This window comes from Acinetobacter rathckeae, from assembly GCF_015627125.1.
GTDB lineage: Bacteria > Pseudomonadota > Gammaproteobacteria > Pseudomonadales > Moraxellaceae > Acinetobacter > Acinetobacter rathckeae.
In genome coordinates this window covers 382,806-399,635 of record NZ_VTDO01000003.1, presented here as the reverse complement: position 1 = coordinate 399,635, position 16,830 = coordinate 382,806, and the positions used below count along the sequence as shown (strand labels likewise).

At 36.2% G+C, this 16,830-nt stretch carries 24 protein-coding genes and 1 tRNA gene; 8 read left to right on the top strand and 17 right to left on the bottom strand.

The window, feature by feature from the left end:
* Window positions 1-251 precede the first annotated feature (251 nt).
* From I2F31_RS07540 to I2F31_RS07530, 3 genes are read left to right on the top strand one after another with little or no spacing between them, the layout of a single operon-like run.
* Window positions 252-815, top strand: a complete 564-nt coding sequence (locus I2F31_RS07540; protein ID WP_195769347.1) for a YfiR family protein — start codon at window positions 252-254, stop codon at window positions 813-815.
* On the top strand, window positions 815-2,047 hold the full coding sequence (locus I2F31_RS07535; RefSeq protein ID WP_195769348.1) for a diguanylate cyclase domain-containing protein: 1,233 nt from the start codon (window positions 815-817) through the stop codon (window positions 2,045-2,047). Before I2F31_RS07540 ends, I2F31_RS07535 begins: the two co-directional genes overlap by 1 nt.
* A complete protein-coding gene (locus I2F31_RS07530) occupies window positions 2,034-2,513 on the top strand; it encodes an OmpA family protein (RefSeq protein ID WP_195769349.1) in 480 nt (159 codons plus the stop codon). The genes I2F31_RS07535 and I2F31_RS07530 overlap by 14 nt, the downstream gene beginning before the upstream one ends.
* A 49-nt stretch (window positions 2,514-2,562) precedes the next feature.
* Here I2F31_RS07530 and I2F31_RS07525 read toward each other — a convergent pair.
* From I2F31_RS07525 to I2F31_RS07480, 10 genes are all read right to left on the bottom strand, one after another.
* A tRNA-Pro gene (locus I2F31_RS07525) sits at window positions 2,563-2,639 on the bottom strand.
* Between the two features lie 250 nt (window positions 2,640-2,889).
* Window positions 2,890-4,050: a tyrosine-type recombinase/integrase gene (locus tag I2F31_RS07520; RefSeq protein WP_195773566.1), complete on the bottom strand. Its 1,161-nt coding sequence runs from the start codon at window positions 4,048-4,050 to the stop codon at window positions 2,890-2,892.
* Window positions 4,051-4,135: 85 nt separating this feature from the next.
* Window positions 4,136-4,456, bottom strand: a complete 321-nt coding sequence (locus I2F31_RS07515) for a hypothetical protein (RefSeq protein ID WP_195773567.1) — start codon at window positions 4,454-4,456, stop codon at window positions 4,136-4,138.
* A gap of 57 nt (window positions 4,457-4,513) precedes the next feature.
* A complete protein-coding gene (locus I2F31_RS07510; protein WP_195773568.1) occupies window positions 4,514-4,813 on the bottom strand; it encodes a hypothetical protein in 300 nt (99 codons plus the stop codon).
* Window positions 4,810-5,460 (bottom strand): DNA cytosine methyltransferase, encoded by a 651-nt coding sequence (locus I2F31_RS07505; protein ID WP_195773569.1) that lies wholly within the window; start codon window positions 5,458-5,460, stop codon window positions 4,810-4,812. Before I2F31_RS07505 ends, I2F31_RS07510 begins: the two co-directional genes overlap by 4 nt.
* Before the next feature lie 393 nt (window positions 5,461-5,853).
* Window positions 5,854-6,102 carry a hypothetical protein gene (locus tag I2F31_RS07500; protein ID WP_195773571.1) on the bottom strand — a complete coding sequence of 83 codons (249 nt, stop codon included), beginning with the start codon at window positions 6,100-6,102 and terminating at the stop codon, window positions 5,854-5,856.
* Window positions 6,103-6,126: 24 nt separating this feature from the next.
* The gene (locus I2F31_RS07495) at window positions 6,127-8,847 is read right to left on the bottom strand and encodes a toprim domain-containing protein (RefSeq protein WP_195773572.1); all 2,721 of its coding nucleotides are present in this window, start codon (window positions 8,845-8,847) and stop codon (window positions 6,127-6,129) included.
* A gap of 14 nt (window positions 8,848-8,861) precedes the next feature.
* The gene (locus tag I2F31_RS07490; RefSeq protein WP_195773573.1) at window positions 8,862-9,041 is read right to left on the bottom strand and encodes a hypothetical protein; all 180 of its coding nucleotides are present in this window, start codon (window positions 9,039-9,041) and stop codon (window positions 8,862-8,864) included.
* Between the two features lie 10 nt (window positions 9,042-9,051).
* Window positions 9,052-9,276, bottom strand: a complete 225-nt coding sequence (locus tag I2F31_RS07485; protein WP_213014822.1) for a hypothetical protein — start codon at window positions 9,274-9,276, stop codon at window positions 9,052-9,054.
* Window positions 9,273-9,467, bottom strand: a complete 195-nt coding sequence (locus tag I2F31_RS07480) for a hypothetical protein (protein WP_195773574.1) — start codon at window positions 9,465-9,467, stop codon at window positions 9,273-9,275. Before I2F31_RS07480 ends, I2F31_RS07485 begins: the two co-directional genes overlap by 4 nt.
* An 84-nt stretch (window positions 9,468-9,551) precedes the next feature.
* Here I2F31_RS07480 and I2F31_RS07475 point away from each other — a divergent pair, with 84 nt between their 5' ends.
* On the top strand, window positions 9,552-9,902 hold the full coding sequence (locus I2F31_RS07475) for a hypothetical protein (protein WP_195773575.1): 351 nt from the start codon (window positions 9,552-9,554) through the stop codon (window positions 9,900-9,902).
* Between the two features lie 82 nt (window positions 9,903-9,984).
* Here the strand turns inward: I2F31_RS07475 and I2F31_RS07470 are convergent, their stop codons facing one another.
* The 3 genes from I2F31_RS07470 to I2F31_RS07460 are packed head-to-tail and all read right to left on the bottom strand — an operon-like array spanning window position 9,985 to window position 11,585.
* Window positions 9,985-10,740 carry a phosphoribosyltransferase gene (locus tag I2F31_RS07470; RefSeq protein ID WP_195773577.1) on the bottom strand — a complete coding sequence of 252 codons (756 nt, stop codon included), beginning with the start codon at window positions 10,738-10,740 and terminating at the stop codon, window positions 9,985-9,987.
* 50 nt (window positions 10,741-10,790) lie between these two features.
* Entirely contained in the window at window positions 10,791-11,345 is a 555-nt protein-coding gene (locus tag I2F31_RS07465) for a hypothetical protein (protein WP_195773578.1), read from the bottom strand.
* A gap of 3 nt (window positions 11,346-11,348) precedes the next feature.
* Entirely contained in the window at window positions 11,349-11,585 is a 237-nt protein-coding gene (locus I2F31_RS07460; RefSeq protein WP_213014823.1) for a hypothetical protein, read from the bottom strand.
* Window positions 11,586-11,905: 320 nt separating this feature from the next.
* On the opposite strand from I2F31_RS07460, the gene I2F31_RS07455 reads away from it, so the two are divergent.
* Both I2F31_RS07455 and I2F31_RS07450 read left to right on the top strand, forming a co-directional pair.
* On the top strand, window positions 11,906-12,346 hold the full coding sequence (locus I2F31_RS07455) for a hypothetical protein (RefSeq protein WP_195773580.1): 441 nt from the start codon (window positions 11,906-11,908) through the stop codon (window positions 12,344-12,346).
* A 22-nt stretch (window positions 12,347-12,368) separates the two neighbouring features.
* On the top strand, window positions 12,369-12,977 hold the full coding sequence (locus I2F31_RS07450; protein WP_195773581.1) for a hypothetical protein: 609 nt from the start codon (window positions 12,369-12,371) through the stop codon (window positions 12,975-12,977).
* A gap of 292 nt (window positions 12,978-13,269) precedes the next feature.
* Here I2F31_RS07450 and I2F31_RS07445 read toward each other — a convergent pair whose 3' ends face one another.
* Window positions 13,270-13,626, bottom strand: coding sequence for a Gp49 family protein (locus I2F31_RS07445; protein ID WP_195773582.1), 357 nt, complete (start codon window positions 13,624-13,626; stop codon window positions 13,270-13,272).
* Between the two features lie 186 nt (window positions 13,627-13,812).
* On the bottom strand, window positions 13,813-14,067 hold the full coding sequence (locus tag I2F31_RS07440) for an ogr/Delta-like zinc finger family protein (RefSeq protein WP_195773584.1): 255 nt from the start codon (window positions 14,065-14,067) through the stop codon (window positions 13,813-13,815).
* A gap of 112 nt (window positions 14,068-14,179) precedes the next feature.
* On the opposite strand from I2F31_RS07440, the gene I2F31_RS13500 reads away from it, so the two are divergent.
* Window positions 14,180-14,380 carry a Com family DNA-binding transcriptional regulator gene (locus I2F31_RS13500; RefSeq protein WP_195773585.1) on the top strand — a complete coding sequence of 67 codons (201 nt, stop codon included), beginning with the start codon at window positions 14,180-14,182 and terminating at the stop codon, window positions 14,378-14,380.
* A complete protein-coding gene (locus I2F31_RS07430; protein ID WP_195773587.1) occupies window positions 14,346-15,149 on the top strand; it encodes a DNA adenine methylase in 804 nt (267 codons plus the stop codon). Before I2F31_RS13500 ends, I2F31_RS07430 begins: the two co-directional genes overlap by 35 nt.
* A 4-nt stretch (window positions 15,150-15,153) precedes the next feature.
* Here I2F31_RS07430 and I2F31_RS07425 read toward each other — a convergent pair whose 3' ends face one another.
* Together I2F31_RS07425 and I2F31_RS07420 are read right to left on the bottom strand one after the other, a co-directional pair.
* Window positions 15,154-16,404, bottom strand: a complete 1,251-nt coding sequence (locus tag I2F31_RS07425; protein WP_195773588.1) for a contractile injection system protein, VgrG/Pvc8 family — start codon at window positions 16,402-16,404, stop codon at window positions 15,154-15,156.
* 2 nt (window positions 16,405-16,406) lie between these two features.
* The gene (locus tag I2F31_RS07420; RefSeq protein ID WP_195773590.1) at window positions 16,407-16,826 is read right to left on the bottom strand and encodes a phage tail protein; all 420 of its coding nucleotides are present in this window, start codon (window positions 16,824-16,826) and stop codon (window positions 16,407-16,409) included.
* Window positions 16,827-16,830: the final 4 nt, after the last annotated feature.

The following is a 16,830-nucleotide window of genomic DNA, read 5'->3' as shown; positions in this document are numbered from 1 at the left end:
AGTTTGTCAAATGCTTTTTGAAAGTTTTTTCTACCCCCTAACTAAACTCCCTTAACCAATCAATCTAAGACCTAAACCCTAAACTAATTAACTAAGATATTGTTTATTAAGAAGTTTCTTCCAACAGCACCGCCGATGGATACGCATTATAGATCAATCCATAACAAACGCAATACCTTTTTTTAATTATCCTATTCGGATGGTCGGTTTTTATCCTTAATTGAGCATTTTTACATACAATTGGTGATTTTATGAACTTTTTTCAGTATAATAAAAGTGGAGTTAATTATATTTTCATATCATGTATGCTCTTTTATCATTTAAAACGGCTTATCACTTGTATAGGTCTAAGCCTTTTATCAGGGCTAGCAACTGCAGGATATACACACAACGCCTATACATTGACGCTTGCTATTTTAAGCTATACTAAATGGGATTCACAAAAACCCTTACTTTGCGTGTTAGAAAATCATGATATTGCATCAATATTTCAAGAAGAAATTGAGTATAAAAAGACTTCTTTTAATGTCACCTCTATTAGTGAGAGAGATCTAAACAATCACAAGTGTGATGCAATTTTTTTCAGTCCCAATATATCCATAATTCAGCAAAATAATATTATTAAAAATAATTTCCGCCCTTTCATACTCTCTTTCACAGAAAACAATCTTGAATGTGAAGGACAAGTTATTTTTTGCTTGTATAAAAGAAAAGACCAGTATACATTCAATGTGAACTTAGACGCCTTAGCTCGATCCAAATTACATATTGATCCAAGAGTTTTACTTCTTGCAAAAAATATGGAGGGTATTTAATGCCTACCCTCAAAAAAACATCTTTGCGTAGCATTTTTAGAAAGTCTCAGTTTATTGCTTTTCTGGTTATGCTTTTTATATGTTTTTTGATGTTTATTTCCCTCTCAACTTTTATCATGAAGACTTATGTCCAACAGAATATTAACCTTCTTGGCAATACACTCAGTGAGCGCATTCAACCTGCACTTGTATTTAGAGATGAAGTCACTCTAAAACAAGTATTGAATGAGTATACGCAAACACACTCTATTAAAACCATTTATGTTTTTGATAATAAAAATAATTTAATTGGAAGTAGCACAAAGTCAAAAGTCCGTTTTTCTTTTTTTGAAAACCTTCTAAATGACTGGTTCTTAAAACAACCCTCTAATTTTATTATCTACCATCAAGAAAAAATTGGGGTCATACAGATTTACGGTAGTTCCGAAGCAACTTTGCATTTTTTATTTACTATATTTTTCGCAATTTTTGCATGTATGGCAGCAATGCTCATGACACTTTGGTTTTCAGCGAAAGTGACGTATCGTTTTATTATGCAATCCATTTACCCTCTTACCCATATTGCCCAACTGGTAAGTGATCAAAAAGCATATAATTTACGCTTCCCTGACAATAAAATTCAGGAATTTCAAAATTTAAATCATGTGTTTAATGAGTTACTTTCCGAAATTCAGTCTTGGCATAACCAATTGCAAGATGAAAACCACCAATTATCACACCAAGCAAAGCATGACTCACTAACAGGTTTGGCGAATAAAAGCTATTTTTATCAATTTTTAATTAATATATTCAACCAACCACATGAAAAATCATCTGCAGTTTTATTATTTATTGATAATAATAACTTCAAATTAATCAATGATAGGTATGGTCATCTTGCTGGTGATAGCGTACTTATTGAAATGGCAAATCGATTTAAATCTACCCTTTTAAATGATTGTTTTATCTCCAGACTAGGTGGAGATGAATTTGCAATTATATTAACAAACATATTCAACCAACAGCAGTTATTTGACCACATTGAAACCTTAATGCAGATCCAAAACAGCTCCATACAATTTAATAAACAAGAAATACTTTTTAGCTTTAGTATTGGTGCTGCCTATTTCAGACATGCATCCTCACTAGAGGACTTAATTACCCAAGCAGATCAAGCAATGTACAAAGCAAAGAACTCTTCAGTAAATTGGTTTATACACCACTCAATATACAGGCCAAATGATCATGAATAAAATACTATATATGGCTTTTATTCTATTAAGCACTTACCTGCTTTCAGCTTGCCAATTTGGTGGCCTTAATTACAAACAATCTCTCATGCTAAAACATGAGGGCTTTGAGTTAACCTCTGAGGGCTGGGCACTAGGTCTACCCGAGCGTATTTTATTTGATTTCGATAAATCAAAAATCACCCCCAAACAGCAAGTAAGTCTAACAAAACTATCACAAGAGCTCAGAAAGTATCAACTATATAAACTTAAAGTGATTGGACATACAGATGGGGTAGGAAGTGATGAGTATAATGCCAAGCTTTCTAAAATTAGAGCACAGAGTGTTGCAACGATTTTTTATCAAAATGGATTTAAGATGGCAAATATAACAGTGATTGGTCGTGGTGCATCTGAGCCAGTTAGCCCAAATGATACTGAAGAGCACAGATCAAATAACCGTAGAGTAACAATTATCGTAATGCCTTAATTACATAAAATTTAGGCAAAAAAAATCCGCTGTTTAAAGCGGTATTTTTTGGTCGGAGCAGTAGGATTCGAACCTACGACCCCCTGGTCCCAAACCAGGTGCACTACCAGGCTGTGCTATGCTCCGTAAATTGGGGTGAATGATGGGGCTCGAACCCTAGATAATAACCGTAATTTTTTAATATAAAATAACAACTTAATCAGAACCTCCTCCTTTTAAAAACCTCATATGGGAATTACCCAAAATTACTTACTGTTAATTGCACCTATATATTTATTCGAGTAATAAAGTAATGTATAAAAAAAGTGCCTTATATTTTAGGCACTTAAGTTTAGATCGCTTAGTAATTTATAGAGTAATGAATCGGTAATTCAAATTACATGGTGATGTAGTTATTCAGCTTGGTAATGTAATCTGGTAAATCTTCTGCAATTAGTTTTCCATAATGTTTATAAATCATTGATGTATCACTATGGCCAAGCTGCTCTGCAATCCATTCTGGAGGTACTTGCCCACTCGACAACAATTGGCTTGCAAAAGTATGGCGACCTTGGTTTATTCCTCTTATTCTTACATTTGATTGTGCAAGGTGTTTACGCCAGCGATAGCGTAGCTCATGATATTCAAATGTTGCATTTTGCTCTGGGTTAATCCAAACAAACCGAAGTTTTTCTTGTTTGTATGTACGGTTATCACGTTGTAGAACATTAACTACTTTTGAATAACTATTGCCTGTTTTAGCATATTGTTTTCTTAATGCTTTAATAGCAGGTTCTAGTAGCTTGATTTTTCGATTTCTACGTCTGTTTTTAGTGACCTTATAAAAGCCCTTCACATAGTTTCTTCTCACCATGATTGTGCCATGTTCTAAGTCTATATCCTCCCATGCAATTGGGATCTGTTCTGATATAGATAATCCTGTCCAAAAAATACAAGGCAGTAAATTGGTCATGCTTTTATCTGATTCTGTATTTAGGATCATTGATATTTCTGTTTTTGTAAATGGATCAGGCTCTGTACCGTCGAGCTGTTGAATCACAATTGTTTCAAACGGGTTATAGGGTACTTTATTTTCCTGTCTCCAAAGCTCATGAATTGATGCTAAACGAGTCACAATTTCACGTACTGTTTTGGGTGCAAGGTCACTTTTTAATTGGTTAATCCATTTTCTGACTGTACTTGTTTCAATGTCTTTTGGATTAATTTGTGCCCAGCGTGGATATATATGGGTTTTAATATTGCTGTTATAGCCATCAAAAGTACTTGGAGCGACTTCTAGGCGAATCAATTCCTTGTATTGCTCGATGTAATATGACATTTGGTTTTTGCTTAAATGTTTTGAGTTAGGGAAATGTTTCACTAAATTAAATTTATCTAGCTGTATCTCTAATTTAATGAGTTCTGCTAATTTTTTAGCACGTTCAATATTATCCGGTGTTTGTGGCCAGTCGAGTTTTTCTTTTATAAGTTGCTCACCGACAATTGGTCGCATCCAGATACGCATTGATTTTCCACGAATTTCCAGTCCTGCAGACATATGTTATCCTACACTTAAGTATTTCATTAAATTTGGTTTATTTTAAATGAGTGCACCTCTGAGCAGAGGTGCATGAAAGGTGTGTTTAAATAAATGGAAGTGTGTTTTCGTCTATACCATCAGAACAAGAGCATTTTCCAATTCTGAAATATTCAATAGGTCCTGGTGCATCTGCAGGTGTAAATTCACCACGTTTTAAATCATAAATTTTATTTTTAGATTTAATATCGAAGTCATCACCACTTATTTTCATGATAATACCTGTAAATGCTCGTTGATTAACACTTATAAGACCATTACCTAATGGCTTGTGTGTTTCAAACATACAGTTGACTGTATCACCAAGTTTAAATGAGTCGAAATCTGGGAGGATTAAACCACCGCATTCACAATGATATTTAGACATAATTAGTTTTCCAAAGCCTGTTCATTTTTCTTTTCTTGAATACATATTTCCAAATATTCAATACACTTTGCTTTCTTTATCAACCTCTCCTATTTGATATTCAAACCTAAAAACATTCGTATAATCACTCTTCATGGTTTCGGATATTTCGCCTAAATTGATGCCTTTCCAACGGGTTTTGATCCCACCGCATTTACTAACAAACTCAAAATCAGCTATGGCTTGTTTTATGTCATCCGCGAGTATCACAGTCCCGTTTTCGAGTGTTATTTTGGCTAACGAAAAAGGTGCACCAAAATTTAGATAAGTTCTCGCCTTCTCCAACCCATTCAATGCAATAAATTTATATGTGTTCATGCTATCGCTCCAAATAATTGTTGTTGAACCACAATCCCTTTTTGATAGCTATCTAAAATTTGCTTACCAACACTCGGGTGAACGCAGTTTCTTAAAACCTGGACTGGGCAATGATTTCCTTTGTAATAAATAACTTCATCAAACTGCATACCAAGCCAATCCATCATTTCTTGCTTACCCCGCAAATTTGACTTTGTAATGAATCCCTTGGGTTGTTTAACTTCTTCAGCATAAATATCAAAGCTCGCCCAAAATAAATGACGGCCAACTTTTTTTGTTGGTTGAATTAATGGCTTGTAATAAGGAACCACATTTTCAACAATCCAGCCACCTTTGTAAAAATTCTCAAGAAAAACAATCAGCTCATATAATCGAAAATCAGGATAATCAGCCACTTTGTGACGAGTAGCTTTCATCATTCTACTGTGCTTTTGGCACGGTGGAGAAAACCAGGCAAAGTCGAATTGCTCATGATTATTTTTAAAATACTTATAAGCATCATCAACAATCACTTCGTGATCTGGGTGTAATTTTTTATAAACTGCTGCAATTTTTTCATTCTCTTCAACAGCAATCACTTGATGCTCTTGCCAGAGCATTGAATTACCACCCAGTCCAGCAAACCCATTAAATATTTTCACTGCCACACCCCAAAAATCCCCTTAATCGGGTTGTGCAAATCTTTTCCCAAAACCATCTGATTTAAAGAAATCTGTGCATATTTTTTCTCATTCATGACTTAAACCTATCTTTTAGTTAAAACAGCATTGCTAGATAAATTTTTAAGAATGGGGACTTGTCGAAGCCGCCATTCTTTACTCTGTTCTTTTTCACATTTGTGAACGGTTTGATTACTTGCAGACCGTTTTGTTTTGGACCAGAGCATGTTTTACCTGCTGTTTTCGGTTTTTATAAAAGTTCGCGTGAATTAAATGGGGTGTTAGTACCGCATTCGATAGGTTAGACTTAATTTGCATAATTGCTCTCCAGTGGTTGTGTGACACATACAGAAGTGGCCGCTTTTGTATGTGTGTTTTAGATTAAAGACATTTAAACAAATGGTTGTAGAAGTTATAACCACGTTTATCTATACCTAACTTTTCGAATAATGCGAAAAGGTTACATTCATCTAACTGGCATAATGCCCAGTGAAAAGTGTCGTGTTTGTTAGGCATCATTGCTAAACGATCAATTTTTTCTTGAATGTAAAATTCATCGTTTGGAAATTTCTCACGTAGTGTTTCAATTATTTTCTCACCGACATGATTTAAATCTTTCTGATTTTTCATAATTAGCTTCCTGTGATTGTGGGATTAATCCCGTTGCGACACTGGCTTTTCAAATATCCAGCATCGTTTCGTGGTGTTTGTGATCTTGCTTTGAATGGCTTTATTCACCTCCAGAAATCTGTAATGTATGCTGTGACGTAGTGCCGTTTGTAATTCATTTAACTCTGGTAGTGAATAACGATAATCTGCTGCCACTTTGTATAAATGAGGAAAGTTAATGGCAATCAGGTTGGTTTTTGCTGAGTGATTTAAATTAGTTTCACTACTTTGTAGTTTTGGAATAGATGATTCTATTTCTTCAAATGTATTCCAGAAGTTCTGTACCATAATTGAATCTGATTTAATGACTTTATCTCGAGTCTGTGCCATGGCAATCAGTTCAGCATGTACCTGTTCTTGGATCTGCTTTGGTACATCAACAATATGTGTGCATAAAGCATCAAATAACGCCATAAATTGTGAGTGATTTTGAACAACACGTGAACTACGAATACTGTACTTTTCATCATGTAAAACAGCATCATATTTATTAAAGCCTTGTTCATACGTTTGTAAAATATCAGACTCTTTAGCCAAACTTTTTAAAATAAATTGACTAACATCTTGTGGTTCATATTTTTCAAGCCGACGTGACGCATATAAACTGTTTTTCGTCAGTTGCTCTTTAACAAACTTAGTTTGAACAATGCGTTCCATAATGGGTGTTGTTGAAGCCACTTCCGCATTTTGGCTAACAATCACTGTGCCCATAAATGGTGGCTCATAGGTTTCATTGCCTCCATTTTTTACACCCTGTGCACCTAACGAACCGCCATCAAATAAAGTTTTAAGGGAGTCCCAATCGAATTGTTTAATGACACCCCGATCATTTTCTCGCTCTGACTCAACAAGCACGACTGGTAGATTTGATACTTGTCTAAATGTACGAATTAAACCTGATTTAGTCGATTTAACAGGATCTACACCTTCATATTTAATACGGCCAAACAGTTTCCATAAAAAGAGTAATAGTGTGGATTTACCTGTTCCTGGTTCACCTACTGCTTCAAAAAATGGAAATGATTTGTGTCTTTTTCTAATTTGCTGTGCATATAGACTACCGAAAAAGGCTGTAAGTGAAATCAAACCACGTACACCATAAGCTCCAATAAAGTCTGTAACCCATTCTTTTTTATAATCATTCATTTGTGAATTGATATTCAATGAAAATGGGGCTTTACACTTTAAGTTGGTGTGGCGTGGCAGTTCAAAATAGTCTTCTTTATTAATTAGAAATTGTTTTCCATTGTGGTATGCAATATCACTCAACACATAAGTTTTATGCTCTGCGTGATAACCAACGTAGTTGATCAGCTCCACTCGTTTAATGTCAGTCAATTCTCTTTCTAAAAAAGCATCAAGCTGTGTGCTATTCCCTTTATAGAATTTACCCGGTGCAACATGCAGTAAGCGTTTTTTAAACTCAGATGCAGATGATATATGTGATGCACTAAAGGTATTTTTTATGGTTTTTGCTCCTCGAGGGAAATCTATTTGAAAGTAATAATCTGCTTCATCAATTTCTGCCATATATTGATAGTACAAACCTCGTGGACGGCAATCCATAATCAGTTTGGCTTCAGTGGCATGAAGTAATGCAGCATCTCGTCTTTCTGAGGTTTCTTTATCTTTTTCTTCTTGTAACCAGTCTTCATTATCATCTGTTTCAAAGTTGATGTTTTTTAAATAATCATCGTATTTGTCCATATCTAATTTAAACCAATAGACTTGGTTATTAAAATCGAATGGAAATGATTTTGTACCTTTGTGCTTGTAGATAAGTATGCCTTTATCCACAGCTTTTTCAGCAACAAGTAATGCACCATAATATTTATAAGTTTCTACGTCATGAAAGCCGAGTCGATCTTGTTTGTATAGATCGTTCCAGTCAGTTTTTTTACGATTTGATGGTGGAAGTGCAGCTTCACATTCAAAACCTTGTTCGATAGCCTTTTCAATGTTTTTAAATATGCCAGCATGCCCTGCTGGGTCGTTATCAAAAGCCCAAATCAGTTTAGGCAATGACTTTTTATCTTGATGACATTTTTCTTTTAAATGCTCTAAAAAAATAGATGGGTAGTTATTGCAACTTAATGCTGAAACACTGGTAATACCTGATAGCCATAATGCGATGGTGTCAAATATCCCTTCGGTGATCCAAATTTCTTTTGATTCGATATAGTTGGTATTGGGTGTAAGCCACGCATGGTTTTTAGATTCCCAACCAAATTTAAAGGTGGTTTTTTGCAATATGCCTTGGTCATCTAAAATACGTTGCCACCAACCTTCATTGCCTGCTTGATCTGTTATTGGGAAACGAAGTGTAATTGAGCCTTTGTTATGCTCTTGGCTTTTGTAATATTCTTGCGAATAGCTCAATGCTTTTAACTGATCTAAAGGAAAGCCTCTACCTTCTGTTAAATATGCTTCTACGGTTTTATTTGGATTTTCAGGGGTTGGTGTAAAGCGTTTTTCCCATTTTTCAAATAACTCCGGGAATAAGTCACGCACATGGTTTTCATGACCACATTGATTTTTACGTGGGCAGAAAACTACCCACGGCTCTTCAGGATAGACCCATGCTGATGCTTCTTTGTGGTTGCAGTCAGGGCAACGACCTCGCAGTTTATTACCTGCTTTGATTTTGAAGCTATATACATCTTGTAGCTTTTCAATCACAAGTGCTCTGGTTTCTGGAAACATCATATTGTCTAAACTACCTAGCAAATTTTTCTATTTCGTTTGATTTCATCACCTGCCAACTTTGCTAACATTTCATGAATGCGTTTTTTGGCAAGGTACTCAATCGTTTCTTCTATACTGTTAAAACCCATCATTTTTTGAACTTCTATGACGAGTTCTTTCTCTTGGTCTGAGAGTGCTACTTCATGTTTTTGCATGGCTCAGTTCCTAGTAGAGGGGCTCACCTGCGCCTTTTCTTAAGACTGACTCTAGGTTAAATTCTTGTTCGGCTGTGAGCTCTTGTAATGCACCTTTAACGGCTAGTTGGCGAATGATTGTGCCCTTTGGAACACCTGTCATTTTTGAGATGACACCAAAGAAGTCTGCTTCGTCATCGGTTAAGTTGACGTTGTAACGATTTGAACGGTTTTGCTTTTTGTAGTTGATGCTCATGCTTGTTGTTCCTGTGCTTTGCCTTTGCTGTAGCGTTCACCAATGATGCTTGAACGGCTTCTATTGGTTTGTTGTGCGATTTGTTCTATTTCACGAAGTTCGCTTTTTGATAGATAGAACACGACTCGCTCTCTTGGTTCAGAAAGCTTTGGTGCTCTGGTAAGGAATTCGGGTGATTTTTTTATGCTCATAAGGTAATCTAAGCTCATAGTGGTGTGCTAAGTGCCACTATAGCACATTATTTTGTTCTTTAAATAGTTAAGGGAAATATTTTTATGCTTTCTGACGAGCCTAATTTAAATGCTGATATTGCCCAGCGATTTAAAACTGAACTTGAGCAAAAGAAACTTCGTGCTAAAACGCTTTCTCGTGAGATTGGTGCAAGTGAAAATACGCTAGGTGCGTATGTACGAACACAGCATGTGCCAGATCAGTGGGTATATTTGGCAAAGCTCCAGCAACAAGGCATTGACATTCGATATGTATTGCTTGGTATTGACCCTGACTATAGTGGGCTGACCAGTGAAGAAAGTTTGCTTTTGAAAGCCTATAGACAGTTGAGTCCTGAAGGGCAAGAGGCTTTGCTGAACTTAGGAAAGGTTTACGCAAAAGACTTAGAACAATAAAAATGTCGAAAAAAAGGGATACACCATTTAAAGTGTATCCCTAAAATTTTGCGAGCTGATTTAGCCTTTTGGCTTATTGCTTTTAATGTATGTTCTCGCTTGATTCATGGCTACTTTGAAATCCTGACGTAATGAGTCGATCTCTGATTTCGTCAAGTGAGCTTGGCGTCCGTAGGTGTCCGAGTTCGCCTTGTGTGAGGTATTCGATGGGGAAACCAAATTCATATTGCCACCATTGTGAAAGGTTTGGATGTTTGAGTATAACCGATTTTAGCATTTTTTCAGAAGGTCGGATATCAAATTCTGGGGTGGTTAGTCCAGTGATCGTCACTGCTTTAAGGACATGCCCTCCTTGTGATTCGATATAGCCCTTTAGAGCAGCAAGCGTTCCGCCCATTGCAACAGTATCATCAATAATAATGTAGTTTCTGCCTGATTCAACATATCCTTCAAAGCGAGGCTGTCGCACAATACGTTCATATGCTCCTGCATTGGTATGATTTGCTTTTACAGTTTGTACGATCTCACTACTGACCTGTAAGTTCAATATTTCTGCAACCATTTCAGCAAATACAGCAGGAATTCGGTTGTTGCCCAATGCTTCTATGGCAAGTACAGGCACAAGAATTGGATTATTGGGTGTAAAGATATGCTCAGATTGAATGATTTTATCGTAGGTGTCTAGTTTTACTGCCAATAAATTAAACGCTGATAATACGTCACCTGATTTTGCCTGATAATAATCTTGTTCTGAGGCTTTTTTTAGTGTGTTGAGTGGATAAAAGACATAAACCTTAGGGAAGTGTTGCCATGATGTTCGTATATATTGATGTGACATGCTGTTTTCTCTGATTGATACGACCCTCATAAATGAGGGTCGCATATTTTTTATAACTCTACACTATTTTGTACACTTATTAATTTCTGCTCGATATCAATGAGTTTATAGATCAAGTCTGTGGTTTGATAAGTTACATCTTTGTTATCTGCTGACACTTCTAATGACTGTCTCCAAATACGCAATGATGACAACGCTTGATCCAAGTTTAGTTCTGCATCTTCATTTTTTTTCATCGTCTTGTCTCTAACAATTTGGTTTAATTGAAATTGCCAGACTGTTACCGACGTGCCATTCCAAATTGGACTGACAATGGTTTGTTCACCTATATATCTTGGGTAAATCAAACACTCTAAAGATGGTTTTAGAATATTGAGATCAAATTTTTTGCCCTCGGTTACTTCGGGCAACTGTTCAACCAAGTCATTAATCTGATCTGGTGCAATGGATATAAACCCTTTGCTGGTGTCATGATTAAAGGTCATTTGTGACTTGACCAGGTGATCGATCAAATTAAAAAACTGACAGCACAGTAATTCACTTTTTTCATCCGTTGCCTGTACACGATCTGCAATGGGTACATAAGGAATAATATTATCGTTCATGGCTTATTCCCCAATAAATAGTAATGAGAATGCAAACGTGAACATTACAAAGACAAAGCAATGGCTGAACGTTGTTTTAACCAGTTGATTTAATTTACGTTGTTTTTGGCGTTTTTCAAAGGCTTTTAAATCATAAACTGGTGTATGTTCAATGACATGACTTTGAGTTTTGATAGGACGTTTTTTTACACGAATGTGTGAGGTATGGCTGTGCTTAAGCACATGATTAGATGCTTTCATGACTATATTCTCGTAGATAAGTTTTTAAACCTACCGCCATCACTTTCCTAGGGTAATGGTGGCAGACTGAGCAGGGCTAGGAAAACCGTTCTACGAGTACGGCCAGCGCGAAGCTGCCCTGCCCGATCTGCCATAACGAGTATAGCTGATTAGACATTTTAGGCAAAAAAATAGTCGCTAAAGCGACGATATTTTATGCGCTCGTAGAATTCTGCAGGTTTCCTAGTCCTGTACACAGATTTTGCTGTGTGATTACATCTTGCCGATAGTGTGCCGTTATGTCAAGATAGTGATTCACTATTTTTTATAATAATTAGATTATGAAAAAGCTACTCGCTGTTTTTTTACTGTGTATTTCAGGGGTTAGTCACTCAGCAAATAATATTAAAAGTGACTCGTATATACTTGGACTTGTTGGCCAAAAAGCTGTTGAAGTTGAGGATGTATCTGCAAGTTATAATTCCGCTACTAAAATTTATTATTACAGTAAAACATCAAGTACTGGTCTTGAGTTACAGTTAAATAAAGAAACGATTGAAGTCGCTTGGCTTTTTTTACGTCGTGAGAAATTAGAAGAAAACAAAAAAGCAGAGCAGATGGCAATTAGCTTTACCGAAAAGCTTCTAGGTAAACAAAGCATGGATTTACTCATTAAACCCATGAAAAGTGGTCAATCTATTCAAAGTATAAAAATCAGTGGTGTAACAATAACAGGGGCTAGATGTGGTTCAACGCAATGTGTATATAGCATTGTTCGTTAGTAATTATTAGAAAGACTTTAAAATGATTATTTTTTTTATACTACTGTTTTGCTTTTGGCTCTTTTATGCTGTTGTTACGGGGCAATTTAGTAAAGAAAATCAAGAAAAAAATAATGCTAAGTTTAAAAAAGATTGGGCAAATTTAAAAGAAGATTTTAAGCGTGATGTTCTTAAGCAAAAGCCAGAAAATACGACAAGCAACGATGACCTACCCAGTAAAATACTTAGCCAAAAGCAAATAAGTCGCTCGCAACAAGAGCGAGAAAAGTATGCAAATGATTTAGCTAATAAATTAGGCACTCGATCTGAAGTCATTGATGAGGAAAAAAGAAAGCTACAACCTCAAAAAGATTATGACTGGGATATTTATACCCATTTACCTAAAATTCCACTTTATCGGTATATTCTTAAGTATGAAGATGCTCATGAAAACATCACCATTCGAGGTATTGATATTACCCATGTTTATAAGAGATATGAAAATAATAAGTGGTATTTTGATGCAGATACAGATGATGGAGAAAGAACTTTTCAATCTCAGAGGGTGATATTATTAAAAGATCAGTGGACTAGTACAACATATAAGACATCGAAAGACGTCCGAGAGCATATTTTAGATGAACATTATTAATAATGGTACTGTAATTATTTCATATCTTATTGGTAAATAAGCAAAACGAAAATTTGCGTTTTGTTCAGTCCAATTTTGGATTAACCTTTAAAAACAAAGTAGTGTATTAGGATATGGTCATTTTGACCATACCTATCCTATTGATAACATAGGTAAACGCACAATTGCGTTCACCTAGAACCTGATCCACCGTTTGACAGGTCAGGTTATCGTCAAAAATAATGTAAACCCTATAAAATAAAAAACCTCAGTCACATTAATGACTAAGGTTTTTATTTAAATTTAATTGGTATCAAAAATTGTTATCAAGCTTCGTCTGGTATAAATTTTCTTTTAGTAAATAGCCTTCAAGTTGCCATACTTTATTCAGTGCATTTTCATATGCAATCTTTTGGCCAATAAATAGATCAAAGTTTTCAGGGCTTGCACATGCTGATTCACCAATGACAGTAAATCCATTTTCTAACGATAAAATACAGATTGTTAATTGTGGTGCACCACAACCTTGATAATCACTGTCTTTCCAAGCAAATTCAAAATCCTCACCTGTTGCATATCGAATGGCTTTAATTTTTGATGCAATATGATCAGGAGTTAAGCGTGGAGCTACTGATTTTTCCTGAAGCTCTTGTTCTGATACTTTAGTCATTTCTTTGTCCTTTGAATTGAATGGGGTTATGCCGTTTATCACTTATTTAACTACTGCCTTGCATTTTAAGTAGTTCCACGTAAATTGAAAAAAATAAAAAGAATATGGCAGCTACTCTATGCTGTATCCATATTGCTGTAGCTAAAATGAGCCAAACAAAACACTGCACAATTACTATTATGGTTATCATTTAAACCTAAGCCCTTTATTTTTTTCTTTATCATCATTTTCACCATAGCACTCTAGACTCACTAAAGGATTGGGTATTGCACTAGGGGCAACCTGATGAGTGATTGCAAATTCTGCACGGGCTGAAAAACCGCATTTGATATTGGTACATTGGAAATAAACCACCCGAAATAATGGACTCTCTAACTTACTTGTTCTTAAAACGAGCTTATGATCACAATGTGGACATGAAAAGCGATTCTTTGATGCCATGGTCTCTTTTCTGGTTGTATTTACAATCATTATAAATAAAAAGATTATATATTTGTGCTTTTGTGGCAATTTATTTACTATTTAGCTTGTTTTTTCAATCTGACGAAATTTTATGACAAATATAAAATGTCGCTGTTGTTTTAAACTATTAGCGAAAATTCGGCATTTTGATGTTATCGAAATCAAATGCACTCGTTGCAAAACATTAAATACTTTTCAGCGTACCGCGAGTACCTTACCTGAATGCCAAGAGCATCAACATTGTTCAGGTAATATCCATGACACAAAACCTCTCACCACAATACAATCCTAGTGGCCACAGCTTTAGTGGCTGGCTTGGTGGTAAATCACAACTTGCACGTACCATTATTGACATGATGCCTGAACATAAGGCTTATGTTGAAGTGTTTGGCGGTGCTGGATGGGTACTTTTTAAAAAAACAGCGTCTAGCTCTGAAGTGATTAACGACATTAATGACGATTTAATTAATTTATATCGGATTTTAAAATTTCACTTTGATGCATTCTTGCAAGAGTTTGAGTATCAGCTTTTTTCTCGTACGCTCTTTAATGACATGAAAAAGAATGATCGTGGCTTAACCGATATTCAACGTGCAGCGAAGTTTTATTATTTATTACGTGCCGCATTTGGTTGTCAGCTCGATGGTAGTTTTTCTTATTCTCGTGATCGTAAAAGTCGCCTCAAACTAGGCAGTGAACTAAGATCACATCTGTTATCTATTCATGAACGGCTACAGCACGTCACCATTGAGAATAGCAGTTATGATTACATTATTCAGCGTATGGATGCACCAGATACGTTGTTTTATCTAGATCCGCCTTATTGGGACTGTGAAAATGTTTATGGTAAAGGGATCTGGTCAAAACAGGACTTTTACGATTTAAAAGAAAAGTTAGACCATATCCAAGGGAAATTTATCCTTAGTTTGAATGATACGCCCGAAGTCCGTGAGCTATTTAAAGACTATAAAATTACCCATAAAAAGATTCGTTGGTCTGTTAATAGCAAAGCTGCAGCTGCGGATCATAATGGTAATGAGTTAATTATTTATAATTTCTAATGGGCTAATTACCCTTAGATTGATTCTGTAATTCTTTCCACTCCCTAGCCACTGCAGTTGTTGCGGTGGCTTTGTTTTTATATAAGTAAGTCAGTCGTTTTGGTGACTTTTGATCACCACGGGTGATTTTTTGTGTTGTGCTACCGTTTTTGTAATAGGCAATCACACCTGTATAATTTCCACCTTCTTCATCGACCAGTTGGGCAATATCATCGCTGTCCGGGATAAGGATTTCTGCTTCAATACTGGTGGTATAGCCACCAGACGAGTCGAGCTGATGGCTGATGTTTGTACCAAGCCATATAATATCGTTAATTTCAGCTTTAAACCCTAAAAAGACCAATGGCATTTCAGGAATCAGTTCAGGCATGCCATAGGCTAGGCTTAAACTAAATGTGGCCGTTTTTCGTTTGAGTCGATTAAATTCGGCTTTTGCTGCATGTGTTGCAGTGTCTTTGTCACGGTAAATATGACGCATGTCTTTGGTATATTCGTCTGTATCACCAATGATGACTTTTTGTTTTTGTGCTTTTTTTTCATCGTAGTAATAGCAAAGTACACCACTGATATCATCACCACCATTGGTCATACTATAGCGGTGGCTGTCACCATCAATACGGGTGATTTCTGCCGTGGGTAGCTCATTGCCTGTGACTGTTTCGGCTTGTCCTTTTGGCATGAATAGTAAAATGCCATTTTTTACAGTTGCAATGGCATCATGCTCATCTGCAATACGAGTAATGAGGTTAGCGTCTGATTCGTTTTGGTCGATGTGTGCCAGTGTGATGAGTGCCAGTGTACTATTGATGTTGGGTATCAGGTCGTGTTCATATGCAATTTGACTGACAATTTGCTCGATGGTTTTTTTGCTAAAACTGCGTTCCTTTTTCTGCTTAAAGGTTTTTTTAAGGTCTGCACCTGTTGCACGTATGTGTATGACATCGGGTGATCCTGAGTGTTCAACTTCTTTGACAATAAATTTACCTTTGTAAACAAGGCCTGTATTTTGCCAGCCGATCCAGACTTTGATCTCTGCATTTTTGGGTGGAATATTGAGTTTTCCGTCATGATCTGATAGTTCAAGGCTGATGCTGTCGGCTTCTAAGCCACGATGGTCATCAATGCTGAGTTTAATGAGTCTGCTATTTATTTTGGGTGAGATGTCTTGTTCGTCTACCAGTATGCGATAAATGGCAGTAGGATTGTTGTCTGCCATTTTTTGTGTGATAGATGTGATCATTTGGCCAATGCTCATATTTATAGTCCAATGAGGCTACCCACGGCATTACCAATGAGTGTGCCTGGTCGCATGGTTTGAGTGAGAGTCAGTGTAAAATCGACTTTGCGAGGTTTGCCATCTTTAAAAAAGTAGGTTTGTGTTTCATTTAAGTCATCTAGTTTGTATAAACCATAAACTTTTCCAGTTCCGCCAATTAAAGGGAAGCTTTTACCAAAATCGCCCATGGTTCTCAGTGCGGTGAGGCTCATTTGTGAGCCAAACTCAGGCACGATTGAACATTGTAGGGTGATGGTGTCTTCACCACGCCCCAAAAACTGATAGGCAGGCATGTCACCCACTCGGTTGTTACTGCCATATCGCCATGAGGTTTTACGCTGTAGTTGTTGGTATGTTGCTGTCGGTATGCTGAATATAAACACACCAAATATCATCATCATGTGT